At 60.3% G+C, this 21,805-nt stretch carries 22 protein-coding genes; 16 read left to right on the forward strand and 6 right to left on the reverse strand.

Annotated features, from left to right (window positions below; genetic code table 11):
• The first annotated feature begins 72 nt into the window (after positions 1-72).
• The 6 genes from tilS (at position 73) to ispD (ending at position 6,758) form a co-directional block, all read left to right on the forward strand.
• A complete protein-coding gene (gene tilS / locus ACI512_RS10380) occupies positions 73-1,392 on the forward strand; it encodes a tRNA lysidine(34) synthetase TilS (RefSeq protein WP_236378955.1) in 1,320 nt (439 codons plus the stop codon).
• Between the two features lie 273 nt (positions 1,393-1,665).
• Positions 1,666-3,297: a CTP synthase gene (locus ACI512_RS10385; RefSeq protein WP_236378963.1), complete on the forward strand. Its 1,632-nt coding sequence runs from the start codon at positions 1,666-1,668 to the stop codon at positions 3,295-3,297.
• A 5-nt stretch (positions 3,298-3,302) separates the two neighbouring features.
• Positions 3,303-4,148, forward strand: coding sequence for a 3-deoxy-8-phosphooctulonate synthase (gene kdsA / locus ACI512_RS10390; protein ID WP_010212442.1), 846 nt, complete (start codon positions 3,303-3,305; stop codon positions 4,146-4,148).
• A 157-nt stretch (positions 4,149-4,305) separates the two neighbouring features.
• Complete coding sequence (gene eno, locus ACI512_RS10395; protein ID WP_003189193.1) at positions 4,306-5,595, forward strand: phosphopyruvate hydratase; 1,290 nt, start codon at positions 4,306-4,308, stop codon at positions 5,593-5,595.
• 180 nt (positions 5,596-5,775) lie between these two features.
• Positions 5,776-6,054 (forward strand): cell division protein FtsB, encoded by a 279-nt coding sequence (gene ftsB / locus ACI512_RS10400; RefSeq protein ID WP_003231201.1) that lies wholly within the window; start codon positions 5,776-5,778, stop codon positions 6,052-6,054.
• A complete protein-coding gene (gene ispD, locus ACI512_RS10405) occupies positions 6,051-6,758 on the forward strand; it encodes a 2-C-methyl-D-erythritol 4-phosphate cytidylyltransferase (protein WP_012722610.1) in 708 nt (235 codons plus the stop codon). The genes ftsB and ispD overlap by 4 nt, the downstream gene beginning before the upstream one ends.
• A gap of 119 nt (positions 6,759-6,877) precedes the next feature.
• Here ispD and ACI512_RS10410 read toward each other — a convergent pair whose 3' ends face one another.
• Positions 6,878-7,774, reverse strand: coding sequence for a LysR substrate-binding domain-containing protein (locus ACI512_RS10410; protein ID WP_064054968.1), 897 nt, complete (start codon positions 7,772-7,774; stop codon positions 6,878-6,880).
• 109 nt (positions 7,775-7,883) lie between these two features.
• Here ACI512_RS10410 and ACI512_RS10415 point away from each other — a divergent pair, with 109 nt between their 5' ends.
• From ACI512_RS10415 to rpoS, 8 genes are all read left to right on the forward strand, one after another.
• Positions 7,884-8,996: an S-(hydroxymethyl)glutathione dehydrogenase/class III alcohol dehydrogenase gene (locus tag ACI512_RS10415; protein ID WP_012722612.1), complete on the forward strand. Its 1,113-nt coding sequence runs from the start codon at positions 7,884-7,886 to the stop codon at positions 8,994-8,996.
• An 8-nt stretch (positions 8,997-9,004) separates the two neighbouring features.
• Positions 9,005-9,850, forward strand: coding sequence for an S-formylglutathione hydrolase (fghA, locus tag ACI512_RS10420; RefSeq protein ID WP_236378813.1), 846 nt, complete (start codon positions 9,005-9,007; stop codon positions 9,848-9,850).
• 54 nt (positions 9,851-9,904) lie between these two features.
• Positions 9,905-10,378, forward strand: a complete 474-nt coding sequence (gene ispF / locus ACI512_RS10425) for a 2-C-methyl-D-erythritol 2,4-cyclodiphosphate synthase (RefSeq protein WP_012722614.1) — start codon at positions 9,905-9,907, stop codon at positions 10,376-10,378.
• Positions 10,375-11,433, forward strand: a complete 1,059-nt coding sequence (gene truD / locus ACI512_RS10430) for a tRNA pseudouridine(13) synthase TruD (RefSeq protein WP_064054970.1) — start codon at positions 10,375-10,377, stop codon at positions 11,431-11,433. Before ispF ends, truD begins: the two co-directional genes overlap by 4 nt.
• Positions 11,421-12,170 carry a 5'/3'-nucleotidase SurE gene (surE, locus tag ACI512_RS10435; RefSeq protein ID WP_012722616.1) on the forward strand — a complete coding sequence of 250 codons (750 nt, stop codon included), beginning with the start codon at positions 11,421-11,423 and terminating at the stop codon, positions 12,168-12,170. The genes truD and surE overlap by 13 nt, the downstream gene beginning before the upstream one ends.
• 41 nt (positions 12,171-12,211) lie before the next feature.
• Positions 12,212-12,847, forward strand: a complete 636-nt coding sequence (locus tag ACI512_RS10440; RefSeq protein WP_010563544.1) for a protein-L-isoaspartate(D-aspartate) O-methyltransferase — start codon at positions 12,212-12,214, stop codon at positions 12,845-12,847.
• Positions 12,848-13,054: 207 nt separating this feature from the next.
• Positions 13,055-13,891 (forward strand): peptidoglycan DD-metalloendopeptidase family protein, encoded by an 837-nt coding sequence (locus tag ACI512_RS10445; protein WP_012722617.1) that lies wholly within the window; start codon positions 13,055-13,057, stop codon positions 13,889-13,891.
• 106 nt (positions 13,892-13,997) lie between these two features.
• Positions 13,998-15,002: an RNA polymerase sigma factor RpoS gene (gene rpoS / locus ACI512_RS10450; protein WP_046036642.1), complete on the forward strand. Its 1,005-nt coding sequence runs from the start codon at positions 13,998-14,000 to the stop codon at positions 15,000-15,002.
• Positions 15,003-15,200: 198 nt separating this feature from the next.
• Here the strand turns inward: rpoS and ACI512_RS10455 are convergent, their stop codons facing one another.
• Positions 15,201-15,410: a cold-shock protein gene (locus ACI512_RS10455; protein WP_002554837.1), complete on the reverse strand. Its 210-nt coding sequence runs from the start codon at positions 15,408-15,410 to the stop codon at positions 15,201-15,203.
• A gap of 389 nt (positions 15,411-15,799) precedes the next feature.
• Here ACI512_RS10455 and dcd point away from each other — a divergent pair, with 389 nt between their 5' ends.
• Positions 15,800-16,366, forward strand: a complete 567-nt coding sequence (gene dcd, locus ACI512_RS10460) for a dCTP deaminase (protein ID WP_003189215.1) — start codon at positions 15,800-15,802, stop codon at positions 16,364-16,366.
• Positions 16,367-16,474: 108 nt separating this feature from the next.
• Positions 16,475-16,687, forward strand: coding sequence for a hypothetical protein (locus ACI512_RS10465; RefSeq protein WP_043204916.1), 213 nt, complete (start codon positions 16,475-16,477; stop codon positions 16,685-16,687).
• A gap of 33 nt (positions 16,688-16,720) precedes the next feature.
• On the opposite strand, the gene pdeM is transcribed toward ACI512_RS10465, so the two are convergent.
• Genes pdeM through ACI512_RS10485 form a run of 4 tightly spaced genes read right to left on the reverse strand, consistent with a single transcriptional unit; the run spans position 16,721 to position 21,805 of the window.
• Positions 16,721-17,371, reverse strand: a complete 651-nt coding sequence (gene pdeM / locus ACI512_RS10470) for a ligase-associated DNA damage response endonuclease PdeM (RefSeq protein ID WP_236378810.1) — start codon at positions 17,369-17,371, stop codon at positions 16,721-16,723.
• Positions 17,371-19,851 carry a ligase-associated DNA damage response DEXH box helicase gene (locus ACI512_RS10475; RefSeq protein WP_236378804.1) on the reverse strand — a complete coding sequence of 827 codons (2,481 nt, stop codon included), beginning with the start codon at positions 19,849-19,851 and terminating at the stop codon, positions 17,371-17,373. The genes pdeM and ACI512_RS10475 overlap by 1 nt, the downstream gene beginning before the upstream one ends.
• 57 nt (positions 19,852-19,908) lie before the next feature.
• Positions 19,909-20,673 carry an ABC transporter ATP-binding protein gene (locus ACI512_RS10480; RefSeq protein ID WP_012722621.1) on the reverse strand — a complete coding sequence of 255 codons (765 nt, stop codon included), beginning with the start codon at positions 20,671-20,673 and terminating at the stop codon, positions 19,909-19,911.
• Positions 20,674-20,686: 13 nt separating this feature from the next.
• Complete coding sequence (locus tag ACI512_RS10485) at positions 20,687-21,805, reverse strand: succinylglutamate desuccinylase/aspartoacylase family protein (protein ID WP_236378803.1); 1,119 nt, start codon at positions 21,803-21,805, stop codon at positions 20,687-20,689.

Raw genomic sequence — 21,805 nt, forward strand, 5'->3', positions numbered from 1 at the left:
AGCAAGCCCCCTCCCACATTTGCTTTGTGTATGCTTGGTCAACGTATTCCAGATTTGCGGCGGTAATGTTTGATGAAGCCAACCCTGCCCGCCAAGCTCCTGCAAGCCCTGGCCCCCTGGCGCAGCGCCCCGGCCTGGCACATCGCATTCTCCGGTGGCCTTGATTCCACCGTCCTGCTGCACCTCCTCGCCAATCTGGCCAACACCGACACCCTGCCGCCCCTCAGCGCTGTCCATGTCCACCATGGCCTGCAAGCCGCCGCCGACGCGTGGCCTGCTCACTGCCAGTCGATATGCGACAACTTGGGTGTGCCTCTGCGCGTGATGCGCGTGCAGGTGCAACCCGGCGCCAGCCTTGAGCGGGCCGCCCGTGACGCGCGTTACCAGGCTTTTATCGAGGTGACCGGGGCAGGGCAGGTGTTGCTGACGGGCCAGCATCGCGACGATCAAGCGGAAACCCTGTTATTCCGCCTGCTGCGTGGGGCTGGGGTGCGCGGGCTGTCGGCGATGCCGGCGCAGCGCCCATTGGCGGCCGGCTATCTGGTGCGGCCCTTGTTGGAGGTCTCGCGGGCAGAGCTGGAAGCCTATGCCGAGGAGCATCAGCTCGAATGGATCGAAGACCCTTCCAACGCTGATTCGCGGTTTTCCCGTAATTACCTGCGTCACCGGGTGTTGCCGACGCTGACGGAGCGCTGGCCTCAAGCTGTCTCAAGCCTGGCCCGCACCGCTGAGCACTTGAGCGAAGCCCAGGGCCTGCTTGACGAGTTGGCAGTCATGGACCTGCAGGCCGCCGACCAACCGTCACCGTTTCCCTGGCTGAGATTGCCGTCATTGACCCTCGCCCCCTTACGCGAGCTTTCCGACGCTCGCCAGCGCAATGCCCTGCGCCATTGGCTGACGCCACTGACCCGTCTGCCTGACAGCGACCACTGGGCCGGCTGGCATTCGCTACGTGATGCCAAGGCCGATGCACAGCCCCTGTGGCGCCTGGCCGATGGCGAGCTGCACCGTTGTGGTCAGCGCATCTGGTGGCTGCCCTCGACAGGGTCGGAATTTTCCGACGCAACGGTGAGCTGGCCCGATCCGCAAAAACCACTAGAGTTAGCCGGCAATGGTCAGTTGATACTCAGTGGTGAGGCGCCTGAGGGTCCGTTGCAGGTCCGTTACCGCCAAGGCGGCGAAATCATCGAAGTGCCAGGTCGCGGTCGACGTGACTTGAAGCGCCTGCTTAACGAAAGTGGCTTGCCGGGCTTCGTCCGTGGCAGATTGCCGCTGCTGTATCAGGGCGAGCAATTGCTGGGTGTGCCCAGCCTTGCGGGACTTTGGCCAGCACCGAGCCATGACTGGCAATTACATTGGATGCCACAGACCTGCGATCAAGGTTTGAGCTGATAGAGCCTTTCCGGTAGACTACGCTCCCTTCTTGATACAACTTCTGTGGATTCGACTGAATCGCAGCAGTTGCCGATTACCAAGCAGTCTTTGCTGGGCGATTCCAAAAAATGTGTAGCGATCAACGTACCGGTGTTTCATTGCTGGTCTGTCACCACGCGGCGGTTTTTTTGAAAGGTGCACTGTGATTAATGCAGGTGATCGGGGGCTTCGGCCTTCCTTCGCTTTCCCCGGCGGCTCGGACCGCTTTAACGCAGACTTCTAGGGTTTTTCATGACGCGCTACATATTCGTCACGGGCGGTGTTGTTTCTTCATTGGGGAAAGGCATTGCCTCCGCTTCATTGGCGGCCATCCTGGAGGCGCGGGGACTTAAGGTCACCATGCTCAAGCTGGACCCGTACATCAACGTTGACCCGGGCACCATGAGCCCGTTCCAGCACGGTGAAGTGTTCGTCACCCACGACGGCGCCGAAACCGACCTGGACCTGGGCCACTACGAGCGGTTCATCCGCACGACCATGACCCAGAACAACAACTTCACCACCGGCCGTGTCTACGAGCACGTGCTGCGCAAAGAGCGTCGTGGTGACTACCTGGGTGCAACCATCCAGGTGATCCCGCACATCACCGACGAAATCAAGCGCCGCATCATCAAGGGTGCTGGCGATGCCGACGTGGCAATGGTCGAGATTGGTGGCACCGTGGGTGACATCGAGTCCCAACCGTTCCTCGAAGCCATCCGCCAGTTGCGTTTCGAAGTCGGCGCCAAACGCGCGATGCTGATGCACCTGACCCTGGTACCGTACATCGCCACCGCCGGCGAGACCAAGACCAAGCCTACCCAGCACTCGGTCAAGGAACTGCGTTCCATCGGCCTGCAACCGGACGTGCTGGTGTGCCGCTCCGATCACCCGATCGACATTTCCTCGCGTCGCAAGATCGCGCAATTCACCAACGTTGAAGAACGTGCGGTGATCGCGCTGGAAGACGCCGACACCATCTACAAGATCCCGGGCATCCTGCACTCGCAAGGCCTGGACGATTTTGTCGTCGAGCGTTTCGGCCTGCAATGCAATGGCGCGGACCTGTCCGAGTGGGAAGCCGTGGTCGACGCCAAGCTCAACCCTGAGCACGAAGTCACCATCGCCATGGTCGGCAAGTACATGGAACTGCTGGACGCGTACAAATCGCTGATTGAAGCGATGAGCCACGCCGGTATCAGCAACCGTACCAAGGTCAACCTGCGCTACATCGACTCAGAAGACATCGAGAACCAGGGCACCGCGCTGCTCGAAGGGGTTGATGCGATCCTCGTGCCTGGCGGTTTCGGCCTGCGTGGCGTGGAAGGCAAGATCACGGCCGTGCAATACGCTCGCGAGAACAAGGTGCCGTACCTGGGCATCTGCCTGGGTATGCAAGTGGCCGTTATCGAGTTCGCCCGTAACGTGCTGGGCTGGAAAGACGCCAACTCCACCGAATTCGACAGCAAGAGCGGCCACCCGGTCGTCGGCCTGATCACCGAGTGGGAAGATGCCACCGGTGCCGTCGAGACCCGTACCGAAGCTTCCGACCTGGGCGGCACCATGCGCCTCGGCGCGCAGGACTGCCTGCTGGAGCAAGGCTCGCTGGTTCACGATTGCTACGGCAAGGACGTGATCGTCGAGCGTCACCGCCACCGCTACGAAGTGAACAACAACCTGCTGCCGCAAATCAAAGAGGCTGGCCTGAAAGTCTCCGGTCGCTCCGGTGATGGCGCGCTGGTGGAAGTGGTCGAGGCGCCGGATCATCCATGGTTCGTCGCGTGCCAGTTCCACCCTGAGTTCACCTCGACGCCGCGTGACGGTCACCCGTTGTTCAGCGGCTTCGTCAAAGCAGCACTGACGCAACATCAGAAGAAGGCGTAACCCTGATGGCCCAGAAGATCATTCGCGTAGGCGACATCGAGATTGCCAACGACAAGCCCATGGTGCTGTTCGGTGGCATGAACGTGCTGGAAAGCCGTGACATGGCGATGCAGGTCTGTGAAGAGTACGTAAAGGTCACCGAGAAACTCGGTATCCCTTACGTGTTCAAGGCCAGCTTCGACAAGGCCAACCGTTCGTCCGTGACCTCCTATCGCGGCCCGGGTCTTGAAGAAGGCATGCGGATCTTCCAGGACATCAAGCAAGCCTTCGGCGTGCCGATCATCACCGACGTCCACGAGCCTGAGCAGGCTGCCGTGGTCGCCGAGGTGTGCGACATCATCCAGTTGCCGGCCTTCCTGTCGCGCCAGACTGACCTGGTCGTCGCGATGGCCAAGACCGGCGCTGTGATCAACATCAAGAAAGCCCAGTTCCTCGCACCCCAGGAGATGAAACACATCCTGAACAAGTGCGTGGAAGCGGGTAACGACCAGTTGATTCTCTGCGAGCGTGGTTCTAGCTTCGGCTACAACAACCTCGTGGTGGACATGCTCGGTTTCGGCATCATGAAACAGTTCGAATACCCGGTGTTCTTCGACGTGACCCACGCGCTGCAAATGCCGGGTGGCCGTGCCGATTCCGCTGGTGGGCGCCGTGCCCAGGTGCTGGACCTGGCCAAGGCGGGCATCAGCCAGTCCCTGGCGGGCTTGTTCCTGGAAGCCCACCCGGACCCGGACAACGCCAAATGCGACGGCCCATGCGCCCTGCGCCTGGACAAACTGGAGCCATTCCTGGCCCAGCTCAAGCAGTTGGACGAACTGGTCAAGAGTTTTCCGACGGTAGAGACCGCGTAAGCGCCATTTCTCCGGTAAAGTATTCCACGCTAAAAGCTCAGGCCCTCGGGCCTGGGCCTTGTCGCCTGCAAGCCTGCCCCGTTGTTCCACCCTTGCGGTCGGTCAAAAGATTTCCTTCAGCTGCGTCGTTTTCGTCAACTTTGGAGTGTTTACAACAATGGCAAAAATCGTCGACATCAAAGGTCGTGAAGTTCTCGACTCCCGTGGCAACCCCACCGTCGAAGCCGACGTGCTTCTCGATAACGGCATCATCGGCAGCGCCTGCGCGCCGTCCGGTGCTTCCACCGGTTCGCGCGAAGCGCTGGAACTGCGTGATGGCGACAAGAGCCGTTACCTGGGCAAGGGTGTTCTCAAGGCTGTAGCCAACATCAATGGCCCGATCCGTGACCTGTTGCTGGGCAAGGACCCGCTGGACCAGAAAGCCCTGGACCACGCGATGATCAAGCTCGACGGCACCGAAAACAAAGGCAGCCTGGGTGCCAACGCTATCCTCGCCGTGTCCCTGGCCGCCGCCAAGGCCGCTGCTCAGGACCAGGACCTGCCGCTGTACGCTCACATCGCCAACCTGAACGGTACCCCGGGTGTCTACTCGATGCCGGTGCCAATGATGAACATCATCAACGGTGGCGAGCACGCCGATAACAACGTCGACATCCAGGAATTCATGGTGCAGCCGGTGGGCGCCAAGTCCTTCTCCGAAGGCCTGCGCATGGGCACCGAGATTTTCCACCACCTCAAGGCTGTTCTGAAGGCCCGTGGCCTGAGCACTGCGGTGGGTGACGAAGGTGGTTTCGCTCCGAACCTGGCGTCCAACGAAGACGCACTGAAAGTGATCTCCGAAGCCGTGGCCAACGCAGGCTACAAGCTGGGCACCGACGTTACCCTGGCCCTGGACTGCGCGGCCAGCGAGTTCTACGAGGACGGTAAATACAACCTGTCCGGCGAAGGCCAGGTGTTCAACTCCGAAGGTTTCGCTGAATACCTGAAGGGCTTGACCCAGCGCTACCCGATCATCTCGATCGAAGATGGCCTGGACGAGTCCGACTGGGACGGCTGGAAAATCCTCACCGACAAGATCGGCGAGAAAATCCAACTGGTGGGCGACGACTTGTTCGTGACCAACACCAAGATCCTGAAAGAAGGCATCGATAAAAAGATCGCCAACTCGATCCTGATCAAGTTCAACCAGATCGGCACCCTGACCGAAACCCTGGAAGCCATCCAGATGGCCAAGGCGGCGGGCTATACGGCCGTGATTTCGCACCGCTCCGGCGAAACCGAAGATTCGACCATTGCCGACCTGGCCGTGGGCACTTCGGCGGGCCAGATCAAGACCGGTTCCCTGTGCCGTTCCGATCGCGTTTCCAAGTACAACCAATTGCTGCGTATCGAAGAGCAACTGGCTGGCAAGGCCAAGTACAACGGTCGCGGCGAGTTTCGCGGCTGATCGCTACATGGTAAAAATGGTAAAAGGTCGGCGGATTGCGTCGGAAAACTCACGACAGTGTGTATTTCGACGCTAATCTGATGGCTATCAAGCACAAGCCTGGTTCTTCCAGGCTTCGTGCTATCAGTTGCTGCAAAAGTTTTGCATGGCTGTTTTTTTTCACTGGATACCCGATATTCGATGCGCAGTCCCAATTGGTTGTTCCTCGTCTTGCTCTTGTTGCTGGCTGGCCTGCAATACCGCCTATGGGTGGGTAATGGCAGCTTTGCGCAGGTGAAAGACCTGACCGAGCAAATTGCTGCACAGCACGCCGAAAACGAGATCTTGCTGGAGCGCAACCGCGTCCTCGATGCCGAAGTGCTTGAGCTGAAAAAAGGCACGGAGACCGTTGAAGAGCGGGCTCGTCATGAATTGGGCATGGTCAAGGAGGGCGAGACCCTCTACCAGTTGGCCCAATGAGTGAGCGTTTGCCGGCCTTCTGGGCCGTGATTCCTGCCGCGGGCGTCGGTGCCCGTATGGCTGCGGACCGTCCCAAGCAGTACCTGCAATTGGGCGGGCGCACTATTCTCGAACACAGCCTCGGCTGTTTTCTCGACCATCCATCGCTCAAGGGCCTGGTGGTCAGTCTTGCTGCTGATGATCCCTACTGGCCCAGCCTGGCCTGTGCTGCCGACCCGCGTATCCAGCGTGCGGAGGGTGGTTCTGAGCGCTCTGGTTCAGTACTTAATGCACTGCTGCAACTCAATGCCTTGGGTGCCGGCGATGACGACTGGGTGTTGGTGCACGATGCTGCACGACCGAACCTGAGTCGCGATGATCTGGACAAGTTGCTCGCCGAACTGGCGGACGACCCGGTCGGCGGCTTGCTGGCCGTGCCGGCCCGCGACACCCTCAAGCGCGTCGACAAATATGGCCGTGTGATCGAAACCGTCGATCGCAGCCTGATCTGGCAGGCCTATACCCCGCAGATGTTCCGCCTCGGCGCCTTGCATCGCGCGTTGGCCGATAGCCTGGTGGCGGATGCGGTCATTACCGATGAAGCTTCGGCGATGGAATGGTCTGGTCAGGCGCCACGATTGATCGAAGGGCGCTCGGACAACATCAAGGTGACCCGGCCCGAAGATCTGGAATGGTTACGGCTGCGGTGGGCGAATCGCAGGTAGTCGCCTGTATCGTGTCGACTTCATCGGGGGCAAGCCCCCTCCCACATTTTGACCTGTGAACATATTCAAAGGTGGGAGGGGGCTACACCCCGATGAGGTCCGCCCAAACAACAATACAGTCAACTGCTGTACTCCGGCCGCCCAGCCAGCCCCTCCTTCAAGAAATCCACCAGCTTCCTGACCTTCGGCGACAAATGCCGTTGCTGCGGATACAGCGCCCACACCGCCGTATTCGGCGGTTGATGTGCCTCCAGCAACGACACCAGCGCGCCACCGTGCAGATGCTCCAGCACATAATAGTCCGGCAATTGGCACAACCCGACGCCCTGTAGCGCTGCATCCAGCACCGCTTGACCGCTGTTGCAGCGCCAGTTTCCCTGCACACGCTGGGAAAATTCCCGCCCGTCCTGGGCCAGTTGCCAGATATCCGAGCTGCCGATCAGGCAGTTATGCCGACTCAACTCCGACAAACTATGTGGCCGACCATACCGCGCCAGGTAGGACGGCGACGCGCACAGGTACATGCGTCTCGGCGCCAGCCGGCTGGCAACCATGCGCGAATCCTGCAGGCGCCCCAGGCGAATCGCGAGGTCGAGGCCTTCGTGCACTAAGTCCAATGGGCGGTTGCTCAGCTCGATATCCACCCGCAGTTGGGGGTAGAGCGCCATGAAGCGTGTGACCAGCGGCACGATAAAGCGCTCGCCGTACGCCACGGCGCAGGTCATGCGTAACATGCCTTTGGGTTCGCTGGTGAGGTCGCCGACCGCGCGCAGAGCTTCTTCGCGACCATCCTGCAGGCGCTGGCAATGCTGCAGAAAGGTCTGGCCCGCTTCGGTCAGGGTGACCTTGCGCGTACTGCGATACAGCAGGCGCGTTTGCAGGCGCTCTTCCAGGCGTGCCACCTGCCGGCTGATATGGGAGGACGACACGCCTAAGCGCTCGGCCGCCGCCGTAAATTGGCTGCATTCAGCCACGGCGACAAACTCATCGATGCCTTCCCAGCGGTTTTCCAGCATGGCAATTATCCCTGTACAGCAATAAAGTTTTGCTTTTGTCTGGATTATTAATCAGATGGCCATGTTTTACACTCTACGTCTCAGTTTTTAACTCCCTGGAGAAACCCGGATGATCAAGTCCCGCGCTGCCGTAGCCTTCGAAGCCAAGAAGCCCCTTGAGATCGTAGAAGTGGATGTCGCCATGCCCAAGGCTGGCGAAGTGCTGTTGCGGGTGGTCGCGTCCGGTGTGTGCCATACCGACGCCTACACCCTGTCGGGTGCCGACCCGGAAGGCATCTTCCCGTCGATCCTCGGCCATGAAGGCGGTGCCGTGGTTGAAGCCATCGGCGAGGGTGTGACTTCCGTTGCGGTGGGTGATCATGTAATTCCGCTGTACACCCCGGAGTGCGGCAAGTGCAAATTCTGCCTGTCGGGCAAGACCAACCTCTGCCAGGCCATCCGCGCCACGCAGGGCAAAGGCCTGATGCCGGACGGCACTACACGCTTTTCCTACAAAGGTCAGCCGATTTTCCACTACATGGGCACCTCGACCTTCTCCGAATACACCGTGCTGCCGGAAATTTCCGTGGCCAAGATTCCTAAAGAAGCGCCGCTGGAAAAAGTCTGCCTGCTGGGCTGTGGCGTTACCACCGGTATCGGTGCGGTGATCAACACCGCCAAGGTCAAGCCGGGCGATACCGTGGCCATTTTCGGCCTCGGCGGTATCGGTCTGTCGGCCATTATTGGCGCGGTCAAAGCCAAGGCTGGCCGCATCATTGCCATCGATATCAACCCGGCCAAGTTCGAGATCGCCAAGCAACTCGGCGCCACTGACTGCATCAACCCGAAAGACTACGATCGCCCGATCCAGGACGTGATCGTCGACCTGACTGACGGTGGCGTGGACTTTTCCTTCGAATGTATCGGTAACGTGCAGTTGATGCGCGCTGCCCTCGAGTGCTGCCACAAAGGTTGGGGCGAGTCGGTGATCATCGGCGTGGCCGGTGCCGGCCAGGAAATCGCCACCCGTCCATTCCAGCTGGTGACCGGTCGCGTCTGGCGCGGTTCGGCATTCGGTGGCGTGCGCGGCCGGACCGAGCTGCCAAGCTACGTGGAAATGGCTCAGACCGGCGAGATCCCGCTGGACACCTTCATCACCCACACCATGGGCCTGGAAGACATCAACAAAGCGTTTGACCTGATGCATGAAGGCAAGAGCATTCGTACCGTCATCCACTTCTGAGGTCGGCCATGAGTCTGGAAAACCTGTCGTGCCAGAAAAGCTTCGGCGGCTGGCATAAACGCTACAAGCATCATTCCGATGTGCTCGACTGCGACATGACGTTTGCCGTCTACCTGCCGCCGCAAGCGGAGCAGGGCGGCAAGCTGCCGGTGCTGTACTGGTTGTCCGGTCTCACCTGCACCGATGAGAACTTCATGCAGAAGGCCGGCGCCCAGCGCATGGCAGCCGAGCTGGGGTTGATCATTGTTGCACCGGACACCAGCCCGCGTGGGCCGGGTGTGCCGGGTGACCCGGATAACGCCTGGGATTTCGGCCTCGGCGCCGGTTTCTATCTAAATGCCACCCAGCAACCTTGGGCCAAGCACTATCGGATGCATGACTACGTGGTGCAGGAATTGCCGGCATTGGTTGAAGCGCATTTCCCGGCTTCGACTAAACGGGGCATCAGCGGCCACTCCATGGGCGGCCACGGTGCGTTGGTGTGTGCATTGCGCAACCCAGGGCGTTACCAATCGGTGTCGGCATTTTCGCCGATCAACAACCCGATGGATTGCCCCTGGGGTCAGAAAGCGTTCTCCCGTTACCTGGGTGAGGAGCGTTCGAAATGGCGTGAGTGGGACGCCTGCGTGCTGATCAGCGAAGCGTCCGAAAAGCTGCCACTGCTGGTGGACCAGGGTGACCGCGACGATTTCCTCGCCGTGCAACTCAAGCCTGAAGCCTTGCAGCAAGCGGCCAAGGCGGCCAACCATCCGTTGGAACTGCGCCTGCAACCCGGCTACGACCACAGCTACTTCTTTATCGCCAGCTTCATCGAAGATCATTTGCGACACCATGGCCGTGCTTTGCTCGGTTAATGTGAGGCAAAAGTAGGTAGAATCACGCCCTGAATTAAATCGGGGCGTTTTTTTATGCGTATTGGCCACGGCTACGATGTGCACCGTTTCGCTGAAGGCGATTTCATCACCCTGGGCGGCGTGCGCATTGCGCACCACCATGGGTTGCTGGCTCATTCCGACGGCGACGTTGTGTTGCATGCCTTGAGCGATGCCTTGCTCGGCGCGGCGGCGTTGGGCGATATCGGCAAGCACTTTCCGGACACAGACCCGACCTTCAAAGGCGCGGACAGCCGTGTATTGCTGCGCCACGTTGTGGGCTTGATCCATGCCAAGGGCTGGAAAGTCGGTAACGTCGACAACACCATCGTGGCCCAGGCGCCGAAGATGGCGCCCCATATCGAATCGATGCGCGCACTGATTGCCGCTGACCTGCAAATTGAACTGGATCAAGTCAACGTGAAAGCCACCACTACCGAAAAACTCGGGTTTACCGGTCGTGAAGAGGGCATTGCGGTGCACTCCGTTGCCTTGTTGCTGCGCGCATGAACGACTTGGAACTGCTGGGCCCACGGGCGTATGGCGAGGCGTTGGGCAGCGCGGTGCTGAAGGCCACGGCTGAAGACTTCCAAGTCGACGAAGTGTTGGATATTCCGTTGACCGGCGAAGGCGAGCACCTGTGGTTATGGGTCGAGAAGCGCGGTCTCAATACCGAGGAAGCAGCACGTCGGATCGCCAAGGCGGCCGGTGTGCCGTTGCGCACCGTCAGCTATGCCGGGCTCAAGGATCGCCAAGCGTTGACCCGCCAATGGTTCAGCGTGCAGCTACCGGGCAAGGCTGACCCGGACATGAGCGCGGCAGAAAACGACACGCTCAGGATCCTCAAGACCGGCCGCCACAAGCGCAAGCTGCAGCGCGGCGCGCATTCGGCCAATGGTTTCACCTTGCGCCTGACGCAGTTGGTCGGCGATACCGCAGCCATCGACGCGCGGTTGCAGCTGATCGCCCAGCATGGCATTCCGAACTACTTCGGCACCCAGCGCTTTGGCCATAACGGCGGCAACGTCGTCGACGCCCGCGAGTGGGCCGTGCGCAAGGCGTTGCCGGAGCAGCGCAATGTGCGTTCGCGCTTGTTGTCGACTGCGCGCAGTTATCTCTTCAACAAAGTGCTGGCGGCGCGGGTTGCCGAGGGTTCCTGGCAGCGCGCCCAGGTCGGCGACTTGCTGGCGTTTACCGACAGCCGCAGTTTTTTTCCGGCGGGGGAGGCTGAATGCAGCGACCCGCGCCTGGCGATTCTGGACCTGCACCCCACCGGTCCGCAGTGGGGCGAAGGCGATTCACCTGCCAGTGGTGCAACCTTTGAGCTGGAACAGGCCATTGCCGCCGGCGAGGCCGACCTGCGCGATTGGCTGGTGAATGCCGGCATGAGCCAGGAACGTCGCATTCTGCGACTGCCCATTGGCGGTTTGACGTGGCATTATCCCTCGCTGGACATTCTGCAATTGGAATTCGTCCTGCCGGCCGGATGCTTCGCCACTGTCTTGGTGCGCGAGCTTGTTGATCTGGTGCCGGTGGGGCAGACGGACAACCCATGCGTATTCTGATATCAAACGATGACGGTGCCACCGCACCCGGTCTTGCCGCGCTCTATGCTGCGCTGGAAGATTATGCCGAGTGCGTGGTGGTCGCCCCCGACCAGGACAAGAGCGGCGCCAGCAGTTCGCTGACGCTCGACCGTCCGCTGCACCCGAAGGTCCTGGCCAATGGCTTTATCAGCGTGAACGGCACCCCCACCGACTGCGTCCACCTCGCCATCAACAGCCTGCTGGATCACGAGCCGGACCTGGTGGTGTCGGGTATCAATCTGGGCGCCAACCTGGGCGATGATGTGCTGTATTCCGGCACCGTGGCGGCGGCCCTTGAAGGGCGCTTCCTGGGGCGTACCGCATTCGCTTTTTCGTTTGCTTCGCGCCAACTGGATAACCTGCCCACTGCGGCGTATTTCGCGCGCAAGCTGGTGGAGGCCCATGCCACCCTGGACTTGCCGCCGCGCACGGTGCTCAACGTCAATATCCCCAATTTGCCCCTCGATCATATTCGCGGCATCCAGCTGACGCGCCTGGGTCATCGTGCCCGTGCGGCGGCGCCGTTGAAGGTAGTCGACCCGCGTGGCAAGGAAGGCTATTGGATCGCCGCAGCGGGTGATGCCGAAGATGGCGGTGAGGGCACGGACTTTCATGCGGTGATGCAGGGTTATGTGTCGATTACTCCATTGCAATTTGATCGCACCTTCAGTGATGCCTTCAGTGGTCTCGATGGCTGGCTGGAGGGGCTGCGCTGATGGGCCGTGAACAAGACGACTTGCTGCGCCGGGGTATCGGGATGACGTCCCAGCGTACCCGTGAACGCTTGATCCAGCGCTTGTACGAAGAGGGTCTGTCCAACGCCCAAGTGCTGGAAGTGATCCGGCGTACGCCTCGGCACTTGTTTGTCGATGAGGCCCTGGCCCACCGCGCTTATGAAGACACGGCGCTGCCCATCGGCCATAACCAGACCATTTCCCAGCCGTACATGGTGGCACGCATGAGCGAGCTGCTGCTGGCGGCGGGGCCGTTGGACAAGGTGCTCGAAATCGGCACCGGCTCCGGCTACCAGACCGCCGTGCTTGCGCAGTTGGTCGAGCGGGTGTTCTCGGTGGAGCGCATCAAGGTGTTGCAAGACCGCGCCAAGGAGCGCCTGGTGGAATTGAACCTGCGCAACGTGGTGTTCCGCTGGGGCGATGGCTGGGAAGGTTGGCCGGCGCTGGCGCCGTACAACGGCATCATCGTGACTGCGGTGGCCACCGATGTGCCGCAAGCATTGCTCGATCAACTCGCTCCCGGCGGACGGCTGGTGATCCCGGTAGGCTCCGGTGAAGTGCAACAATTGATGCTCATTATTCGTGAGGACGAAGGTTTTTCCCGGCATGTGCTGGGGGCCGTGCGTTTTGTGCCGTTGCTCAATGGCCCGCTGGCGTGATCAATTTTTGCCGGCGGTGAATTCTGCTGGCGGGGATGTGTCTTACGGCGGGGTCTATTGAGTCAACATGACTGGCACGACGTTTAAACACGCTGAATGATTCGTTTCAGTCGTGTGCCGGTAAAACTTCAATGCCCAGTTATACTTGCGACATATTTCAAGCCTGATACAGGCATTCATGTTCAGCCACCACAAAGGGAGCGGCGGGTGAGTCTCACAGGTCTTGCGCAGCGTATGAGTAAAACAAGCTTTCATCGACTGGTGCTTGGCCTCGTCTTCAGTTCCGTGTTGGTAGGGTGCTCAAGCTCGCCAAGCAGCGGGGCGCGGGTGGTAGACCGTAATAACGCCGCACCGCAAAAGCCGACGGTAACCACCGGGCAGTATGTGGTGCGCAAGGGCGATACGATGTTCTCGATCGCCTTCCGTTATGGCTGGGACTACAAGGCGCTTGCAGCTCGTAACAATATTCCTGTGCCCTACACGATACATCCGGGTCAGACGATCCGTTTCGATGGACGTACCGGTTCAGCGCCTACGGCAGTTGTGACAAATACCGGATCTTCGCCCTCGTCCTCGAGCAAGACCACCATCATTACCCGGCCTGCCGGCACCGCCGCGCCGACGGTTGCGAACAAGCCCGCACCTGCGCCTTTACCGCCTGCCGGGCCCGCGCCGACCGGCTGGGGATGGCCTTCAAATGGAGTGCTGATTGGAAAATTCTCTTCAAACGGTAGTTTGAATAAAGGCATTGATATCGCCGGGGATTTGGGACAGCCTGTTTTAGCTGCGTCTGATGGGACGGTGGTGTACGCCGGGAGTGGTTTACGGGGCTACGGCGAGCTGGTCATCATCAAACACAGCGATACCTACGTCAGTGCTTACGGTCACAACCGTAGGCTGTTGGTTCGGGAGGGGCAGCAGGTCAAAGTCGGACAGACAATTGCCGAAATGGGGTCAACGGGTACAGACCGGGTGAAACTGCACTTTGAGATTCGCCGTCAAGGGAAGCCTGTAGATCCGCTGCAATTCCTACCCCGTCGTTGATGTGTTGCACAGCCTGTTCCCTCGCGTAGAAGGAACAGGCTCCAGCGTTGCCAAGGATAAAGGCGCCGCTTGAGCTTGAGGTCGAACTCACCAAAGGACTATAACAATGGCTCTCAGTAAAGAAGCGCCGGAGTTTGACATCGACGATGAGGTTCTCCTTATGGAGACCGGCATCGCTACGGAATCGATGTCGAATGAGGGACCTGCTGTACCTTCAGTTCGAACCAAATCCAAGAACTCCACCGCGTTAAAGCAACACAAGTACATTGACTATACGCGGGCGCTCGATGCGACCCAGCTGTACCTCAATGAGATCGGCTTTTCCCCTCTGCTGACCCCCGAAGAAGAAGTCCATTTTGCGCGCTTGTCGCAAAAGGGCGATCCGGCTGGGCGCAAGCGCATGATTGAAAGCAACCTGCGCCTGGTGGTGAAAATCGCCCGACGCTATGTCAATCGTGGGCTGTCCCTGTTGGACTTGATCGAGGAAGGCAACCTGGGCCTGATCCGGGCCGTGGAGAAGTTCGACCCTGAGCGGGGCTTCCGCTTTTCAACCTATGCGACCTGGTGGATCCGCCAGACCATCGAACGGGCGATCATGAATCAGACCCGTACGATCCGGTTGCCGATCCATGTGGTCAAAGAGCTTAACGTCTACCTGCGGGCAGCACGTGAGCTGACCCAAAAACTCGATCACGAACCCTCGCCCGAAGAAATCGCCAACCTGCTGGAGAAACCGGTAGCGGAGGTGAAACGCATGCTCGGCTTGAACGAGCGCGTGTCTTCGGTTGACGTCTCGCTGGGTCCGGATTCGGATAAAACCCTGCTGGACACCCTGACGGATGATCGCCCTACAGATCCTTGCGAGCTGTTGCAGGACGATGATCTTTCCCAAAGTATTGACCAGTGGCTGTCGGAGCTTACGGACAAGCAGCGTGAAGTGGTGATTCGCCGCTTCGGCCTGCGTGGCCATGAGAGCAGCACCCTGGAGGATGTAGGCCTGGAAATCGGTCTGACCCGTGAGCGGGTGCGACAAATCCAGGTGGAAGGGCTCAAGCGCTTGCGTGAGATCCTGGAGAAGAATGGCTTGTCGAGTGAGTCGTTGTTCCAGTAAGCAGCGCAGCTTGAATGCTTGAATGTGGGAGGGGGCTTGCTCCCGATGGCAATCGTTCAGTCACTGGATGTATCGACTGACCCACCGCCATCGGGAGCAAGCCCCCTCCCACATTTTTTGTGCCCGGTGTTACCAAATCCCAGGCATAAAAAAACCCCGCTTTTAAGGGCGGGGTCTTTTCGACTAAGTCAGTACAAGTTAGATAACTTGAACTTCTTCAGCTTGCATGCCTTTCTGACCGCGGGTAGCGATGAAAGAAACCTGTTGGCCTTCTTTCAGGCTTTTGAAGCCGTCGGATTGGATAGCTTTGAAGTGAACGAACAGGTCGTCACCGGATTGTGGAGTGATGAAGCCGAAGCCTTTTTCATCGTTGAACCACTTAACGGTACCAGTTTGGCGATTAGACATGGTGTATCTCCTTGGACAAAGTTAACTGCGACTCAGGAAAAGCCCTGGCCGAGACTGAGTGCAAAGAGCAGGAAAAATTCTTGGAGATGGTTGGATCGAAATTCAACATATCGTGTAGAGATTCTCAGTGACACAAGCAGCACAGTGGCGCCACCTTAACCCTTTTTCCGGAACGTGCCAATGGTATTTCCGAAGGTTTCTCTAAATTCGTGACTGACGGTGGTATCCACGGTCGCCCTGCGCGGCAATATTAACCCCGGCCCCGCTGGCTGCGGCTTATAGCCGCCGGCGCATTCATCAAGAAAAGCCTTGTGACCTTTGAACCCCAACGCCGGCCCCGGTAAGATGCCCCACAGTATTTTTCCACCTCGCTATTCAGGACACCCGCCATGAGCATCAAATCGGACAAGTGGATTCGCCGCATGGCGCAAGAGCACGGCATGATCGAACCGTTTGTTGAGCGGCAGATTCGTGGCGAAGGCGACGAACGTGTGATTTCGTATGGGGTTTCCAGCTACGGTTACGACGTACGCTGCGCCGATGAATTCAAGGTGTTCACCAACATCAACTCGGCGATCGTCGATCCGAAGAACTTCGACGAGAAGAGCTTCGTCGACGTTAAGAGCGACGTGTGCATCATTCCGCCCAACTCCTTCGCCCTGGCGCGCACCGTGGAATTCTTCCGTATTCCCCGTGACGTGCTGACCATCTGCCTGGGTAAGAGCACCTACGCGCGTTGCGGCATCATCGTCAACGTGACGCCACTTGAACCCGAGTGGGAAGGCCATGTGACCCTGGAGTTCTCCAACACCACCACCTTGCCGGCGAAGATCTATGCCAACGAAGGTGTGGCGCAGATGCTGTTCCTGCAGTCCGATGAGGCGTGTGAAGTGTCCTATAAGGACCGAGCAGGCAAGTATCAGGGCCAGCGCGGCGTCACCCTCCCACGCGCTTGATCGAAAGGTCTTACGCGTAAAGGGAATTAGTCTGCGGAAAGTGACTCTATCTAGGTGTACTGCCTCGGTGCGTGTAAAACGCACCGAGCCACGCTTGAGGAGTACCTTATGAAGATCGACCCGCGAATCAGCGCAGAACTTGCCCGGCTTGAACCCAACCAGATTGGCGTTCTGGCCTGGTCCTTGATGGCAAACCCTGCATTTGAAGGTGGCGTCCCTGGACAACCGGATCCAGACCCTGCGCCCGGCCAGCCCGAGCAGCCCGACGAGCAAGGGGTGCCAACCCTTCCAGACGAGCCACCACCCGCTCCCGTTGCTTGATGCCAGGCAGCAGGTTGGGAAATGGTCAGTCCCTCAGCGTACTGGCCATACTTCCTGATCGCCGATTACAAAAAGTTGGTGATCTTCTCGCTGTTCCACCGCATACCCCCCTGTAAATGCCCCAAACGCCGGCAGCAAGCTGACCCGCGTACCGATCTGAAAGCACGGCAGCCGCAAACTCTGCCGGCCTTTGCCGCGCAAGCGATACACCGGATGCACATGCCCCGCCAAGACATGATGGCTGGGATGGGCGTGCGGTTCATGCTGCAGGGCGAAAGGGCCCATCAGCAACGGCTCCGGGACAACCTCAATCCTCAAGTCGACAGGCGGGTCACCCGCGCGCTTATCGTGATTGCCACGAATCAACGTCATCGGCAGGTCAGGGATAAGCGCTCGCCAGGCTCTCAGCGCGCTCAGCGTGCCACTGGCGTGAGACCCTGGGCCGTGCAGGAAATCGCCGAGAAAGATCACCTGCGCGCACGGTAGGGCCGAGAGCAATCGGTCCAGGCGCTGTAAGTTCTCACTCGTGGTGCCTTGCGGCACCGGCTGGCCCAGGCTGCGATACGCCGACGCCTTGCCGAAATGCGCATCGGCAATCAACAGGCAGCGGCGCGCCGGCCAATACACCGCCTTGTCTGGCAGCAACAACAATTCTTCTCCCTCAAGCATCACCGAACACACCATCAGCGCTTCCCGTTATCCGCGACTTTTTCCAAATCCTTGACCATTCGCGCAATACGCTCCGAGAGTTTTTCCGAGCTCATGCTTTCGCGCATCCGCTCAACCAGCAACGGAAAGGCCAAAGGCGTAGGCCGTTCGATCACGTGCACGTCCAATTGCAGCGTCGCCATGTGCAGCAATGTCTCCTCCAGCCGACGAATATCCAGTTCATCACGCAAGACTTCTTCCCCGGCCTGCGTCAGCAGCAGGTTCTGTGGGTCATATTGCTTGAATACCTCGAAGAACAATCCGCTGGAGGCCTGTACCTGTCGCGTACTTTTCGGCGCGCCGGGGTAGCCGGCAAACACCAGCCCGGCGATCCGTGCGATTTCACGAAAACGCCGCAGGGCCAGCTCTCCGGCATTCAGGCTGGCCGCCACATCGTGCAGCAGATGTTCTGGCCCCAACAGTGTCGGGTCCAGCAACTCCGGCCACTCCACCTCGGTGGCACTCAGTAGCTCCAGCCCATAATCGTTGACCGCAATCGAGAAAGTCACAGGCTGCCGCTGGCTGACCCGCCACGCCAGCAGGCTCGCCAGGCCCAAGTGCACCTGGCGCCCGGCGAACGGATAAAGAAACAGGTGCCACCCCTCCCGCGATTTCAGGGCTTCGGCCAGCAAGTGCTTGCGCGTCGGCAAGCCGGACCAGCGCAACTGCGTCTGCAACAGGGGTTGCACCGCCTGCATCTCCGGGCCGTCGTAGTGCCCATGCGCCGCCGCATCAAAACGTTCCACCACCGCCTGGGCCAGCTCATTGGAAAGGGGCATGCGCCCGCCATTCCAGCGCGGTACGGCGGCCTTTTTCGCGGTGCTGCGCCGTACATAAGCGGTCATGTTTTCCACGCGCACCAGTTCCAGCAAACGTCCGGCAAACAGGAAGCCGTCGCCGGGTTTGAGCCGGGCGATAAACCCTTCCTCGACACTGCCCAGATTCTTGCCGCCACCGCCCTTGCTCCAGTATTTCAAATGGATACTCGCGTCACTGACGATAGTGCCCACGCTCATCCGATGACGGCGCGCCAGCCGCGCATCGGGTACGCGCCAGATACCGTGCTCGTCCGGCTCCACGCGGCGGTAATCCGGGTAAGCGGTCAGCGACAGACCGCCATGGCGCACAAACCCCAGCGCCCAGGCCCAGTCTGCATCCGTCAGCTCGCGATACGCCCAGGCGCCACGTACTTCCGTCAGCAGCGCATCCGGCGTAAAGCCACCGCCCAGGGCCATGCTCACCAAATGTTGTACGAGCACATCCAAGGGTTTGTGAGGCGATTCCCGCGCTTCGATACGCCGCTGGGCAATCGCATCCTGGGCGGCGGCGGCTTCCACCAGTTCCAGGCTGTGGGTCGGCACCAGCGTCACCCGCGACGGCCGTCCCGGTGCATGCCCTGAACGTCCGGCACGCTGCATCAGGCGCGCCACACCCTTGGCCGAGCCAATCTGCAGCACCCGCTCCACCGGCAGAAAATCCACCCCCAGGTCCAGGCTGGACGTACACACCACCGCCTTGAGCTGGCCGTCTTTGAGCGCCCGCTCCACCCAGTCGCGGGTCTCGCGTGACAGCGAGCCATGGTGCAGGGCGATCACCCCGGCCCAATCGGGGCGGGCGTCCAGCAGCGCCTGGTACCAGATTTCCGATTGCGCCCGTGTATTGGTAAACACCAGGCAACTGCGGCTGGCGTCGACCTCGGCCACCACTTGGGGCAACATTTTCAAGCCGATATGCCCGGCCCAGGGAAAGCGCTCGGCGACGGGCGGCAGCAAGGTGTCGACTTCCAGCCGCTTGACCGTTTGCCCCTGCACATTGATCCCACCGCCTTGTGGGACCAAAACTTCCAGGGCGTGGGATTGGTTGCCCAAGGTCGCCGAAATGCCCCACACCATCAATTCCGGATGCCAACGCCGCAGCCGCGCCAGCGCCAGTTGCAACTGCACGCCGCGCTTGTTGCCTATCAATTCATGCCATTCATCCACGACCACCATGCGCAGGTGCGCAAGGCTCGCTTCGCTGTCGGCGCGGGCGAGCATCAAGGTCAGGCTTTCCGGGGTGGTGACCAGTGCGGTGGGTTGGCGACGGGTCTGACGGGCGCGCTCGCTGCTGCTGGTATCGCCGGTACGCAGGCCGATGCTCCAGGGGATCTGTAAAGCCTCAAGCGGTGCTTCGAGGGCGCGCGCAGTGTCGGCCGCAAGGGCTCGCATGGGCGTGATCCACAGCACCGTCAGCGGTTCGGCGGCTGGTTTGCGCTTACCCGTCACAGGCGGGCGAGTGAGGGCGAAGCGATTAAGCGCCGCAAACCACAGCGCGTAGGTTTTACCCGCGCCGGTACTGGCATGCAGCAATCCTGACCGGCCGTCCTTGACCGCCGCCCACACGTCTTTTTGAAAGGCGAACGGCTTCCAGCCTTTGGCGGCAAACCATTGTTTGGCGAAGTCGATGGGTTTTGCCATACGGCGGCTGACACTCTGGAAGGCCTATTCCACAGACCTTCCAGAGCGGGCAAAGGTTTACTTCAAGTTGCCACTCAGGAACTGTTGCAGGCGTTCGCTCTTCGGATTGCCCAGCACGTCTTCCGGCGCGCCTTGCTCTTCCACCAGGCCCTTGTGCAGGAACAGCACCTGGCTCGACACCTTGCGCGCGAAGCTCATCTCGTGGGTCACCATGATCATGGTGCGGCCTTCCTCGGCCAGTCCCTGGATCACCTTCAACACTTCGCCCACCAACTCCGGGTCGAGGGCCGACGTGGGTTCGTCGAACAGCATCACCTCCGGTTCCATCGCCAACGCCCGGGCGATGGCCACCCGTTGCTGCTGGCCGCCGGACAGGAACGCCGGGTATTGATCGGCCACGCGCGCTGGCAACCCCACCTTGTCCAAGTAGCGACGGGCGCGGTCTTCGGCGTCCTTCTTGCTGCAACCCAATACCCGGCGCGGGGCCATGGTGATGTTTTCCAGCACGCTCATGTGGCTCCACAGGTTGAAGTGCTGGAACACCATTGCCAGCCGCGTGCGCAGGCGCTGCAATTCGGCGTCATCGGCCACGCGCATGCCGTGGCGGTCGCTGACCATGCGGATCGGCTGCCCGTCGAGGGTCATCGCGCCGTCGTTGGGGGTTTCCAGGAAGTTGATACAGCGCAAAAAAGTGCTTTTACCCGAGCCGCTGGCGCCGATCAGGCTGATCACGTCGCCGGTCTTGGCCTTGAGCGAAACACCTTTGAGCACCTCATTGTCGCCATAGCTTTTATGCAGGCCTTCAACGGTCAATTTGTACATGGGGCGTGCATCCTCAAGGCGAAAGTAGGTAGCCGCTGCGGTAGGCTTCGGCGCCTGCGACATGGCCGATGACCATCCCGGCAGTGGCCATGCGGCGCAGCGAACGGGCGTAAAGCAGGCCGGCCTGTCGGCAGTGCACGGGCGTTACGCGGTCGGAAATGGGGTCGATGATTTCGGCGATCAGTTGCCCGGCTTCCAGGTATTCACCGGGCAGGGCGCTGAACACCAGCAGGCCGCCCACCGGCGTTGCCACCGGTTCGACGCCGGCCAGCGGCGTGGCCGGGTAGGGCAGGTCGGGCAGCGGTGCTGCATCGCCCGCAATGGCGCCGAAGTGAATCAGGTAATCGATGATCGCCTGGCAGTCGAGCGCCGCCAAACCGTGGTTGACGTCGCCCTGGCCGCGCAGTTCGACGGTTACCGAAAAACTGCCCATGGGGATCGGGAAGCGCTTGCCGAAGCGTTGCTGCAACTGCCACCACACCAAGGTGAAACACTCATCGAAGGACTGCCCACCGGAATCGGTCGCGAGCAAATTCGCTTCCGAACCGATGTACCGCGCCAGCGGCTCCACCTGCGGCCACGCCTCGGGCGTGGTGTACAGGTGCGCCACGGCTTCGAAGTCGCAATGCAGGTCCAGCACCATATCGGCGTCGCAGGCCAGGCGTTGCAGCACCAGGCGCTGGGATTGCAACTGGGTGTCGGCACTTTGCGCGGCGAGCGCGGTGGACAGCGCCGCGCGGATCAGTTCGGTGTTGTGCCGGGGATCATCCCCGAGCAAGTCTTCGATCTGGTTGCCGACGGCTTCACTGAGGTCGACAAACAGGCGATTGAAGTTCTGCCCGCTCTCCAGCTCATAGCGACCCAACGGGATATCCATCAACACCTGTTCCAGGCCCACTGGATTGGCGATGGGCACCAGCACGATCTCGCTGCGCAGGCGGCCGGCCGCTGCCAGCTTCGCCAGCTGCACCTTGAGCTGCCACGCCACCAGCATGCCCGGTAGCTCGTCGGCATGCAGCGATGACTGGATGTAGATCTTGCCCTCGGCCTGCTCCGGGCCGAAGTGAAAACTGTGAATCTGCCGCGCCGTGCCTGGCACCGGCGCAATCAGCTCATGGACGTGATGCCGCAT

The organism is Pseudomonas petroselini, assembly GCF_045037875.1.
Lineage (GTDB): Bacteria > Pseudomonadota > Gammaproteobacteria > Pseudomonadales > Pseudomonadaceae > Aquipseudomonas > Aquipseudomonas petroselini.

Excerpts from the sequence above, each read along its gene's own strand:
- tilS (WP_236378955.1), top strand. The coding sequence starts at position 73 with ATGAAGCCAACCCTGCCCGCCAAGCTCCTGCAAGCCCTGGCCCCCTGG.
- ACI512_RS10385 (WP_236378963.1), top strand. The coding sequence starts at position 1,666 with ATGACGCGCTACATATTCGTCACGGGCGGTGTTGTTTCTTCATTGGGG.
- kdsA (WP_010212442.1), top strand. The coding sequence starts at position 3,303 with ATGGCCCAGAAGATCATTCGCGTAGGCGACATCGAGATTGCCAACGAC.
- eno (WP_003189193.1), top strand. The coding sequence starts at position 4,306 with ATGGCAAAAATCGTCGACATCAAAGGTCGTGAAGTTCTCGACTCCCGT.
- ftsB (WP_003231201.1), top strand. The coding sequence starts at position 5,776 with ATGCGCAGTCCCAATTGGTTGTTCCTCGTCTTGCTCTTGTTGCTGGCT.
- ispD (WP_012722610.1), top strand. The coding sequence starts at position 6,051 with ATGAGTGAGCGTTTGCCGGCCTTCTGGGCCGTGATTCCTGCCGCGGGC.
- ACI512_RS10410 (WP_064054968.1), bottom strand. The coding sequence starts at position 7,774 with ATGCTGGAAAACCGCTGGGAAGGCATCGATGAGTTTGTCGCCGTGGCT.
- ACI512_RS10415 (WP_012722612.1), top strand. The coding sequence starts at position 7,884 with ATGATCAAGTCCCGCGCTGCCGTAGCCTTCGAAGCCAAGAAGCCCCTT.
- fghA (WP_236378813.1), top strand. The coding sequence starts at position 9,005 with ATGAGTCTGGAAAACCTGTCGTGCCAGAAAAGCTTCGGCGGCTGGCAT.
- ispF (WP_012722614.1), top strand. The coding sequence starts at position 9,905 with ATGCGTATTGGCCACGGCTACGATGTGCACCGTTTCGCTGAAGGCGAT.
- truD (WP_064054970.1), top strand. The coding sequence starts at position 10,375 with ATGAACGACTTGGAACTGCTGGGCCCACGGGCGTATGGCGAGGCGTTG.
- surE (WP_012722616.1), top strand. The coding sequence starts at position 11,421 with ATGCGTATTCTGATATCAAACGATGACGGTGCCACCGCACCCGGTCTT.
- ACI512_RS10440 (WP_010563544.1), top strand. The coding sequence starts at position 12,212 with ATGACGTCCCAGCGTACCCGTGAACGCTTGATCCAGCGCTTGTACGAA.
- rpoS (WP_046036642.1), top strand. The coding sequence starts at position 13,998 with ATGGCTCTCAGTAAAGAAGCGCCGGAGTTTGACATCGACGATGAGGTT.
- ACI512_RS10455 (WP_002554837.1), bottom strand. The coding sequence starts at position 15,410 with ATGTCTAATCGCCAAACTGGTACCGTTAAGTGGTTCAACGATGAAAAA.
- dcd (WP_003189215.1), top strand. The coding sequence starts at position 15,800 with ATGAGCATCAAATCGGACAAGTGGATTCGCCGCATGGCGCAAGAGCAC.
- ACI512_RS10465 (WP_043204916.1), top strand. The coding sequence starts at position 16,475 with ATGAAGATCGACCCGCGAATCAGCGCAGAACTTGCCCGGCTTGAACCC.
- pdeM (WP_236378810.1), bottom strand. The coding sequence starts at position 17,371 with ATGGTGTGTTCGGTGATGCTTGAGGGAGAAGAATTGTTGTTGCTGCCA.
- ACI512_RS10475 (WP_236378804.1), bottom strand. The coding sequence starts at position 19,851 with ATGGCAAAACCCATCGACTTCGCCAAACAATGGTTTGCCGCCAAAGGC.
- ACI512_RS10480 (WP_012722621.1), bottom strand. The coding sequence starts at position 20,673 with ATGTACAAATTGACCGTTGAAGGCCTGCATAAAAGCTATGGCGACAAT.
- ACI512_RS10485 (WP_236378803.1), bottom strand. The coding sequence starts at position 21,805 with ATGCGGCATCACGTCCATGAGCTGATTGCGCCGGTGCCAGGCACGGCG.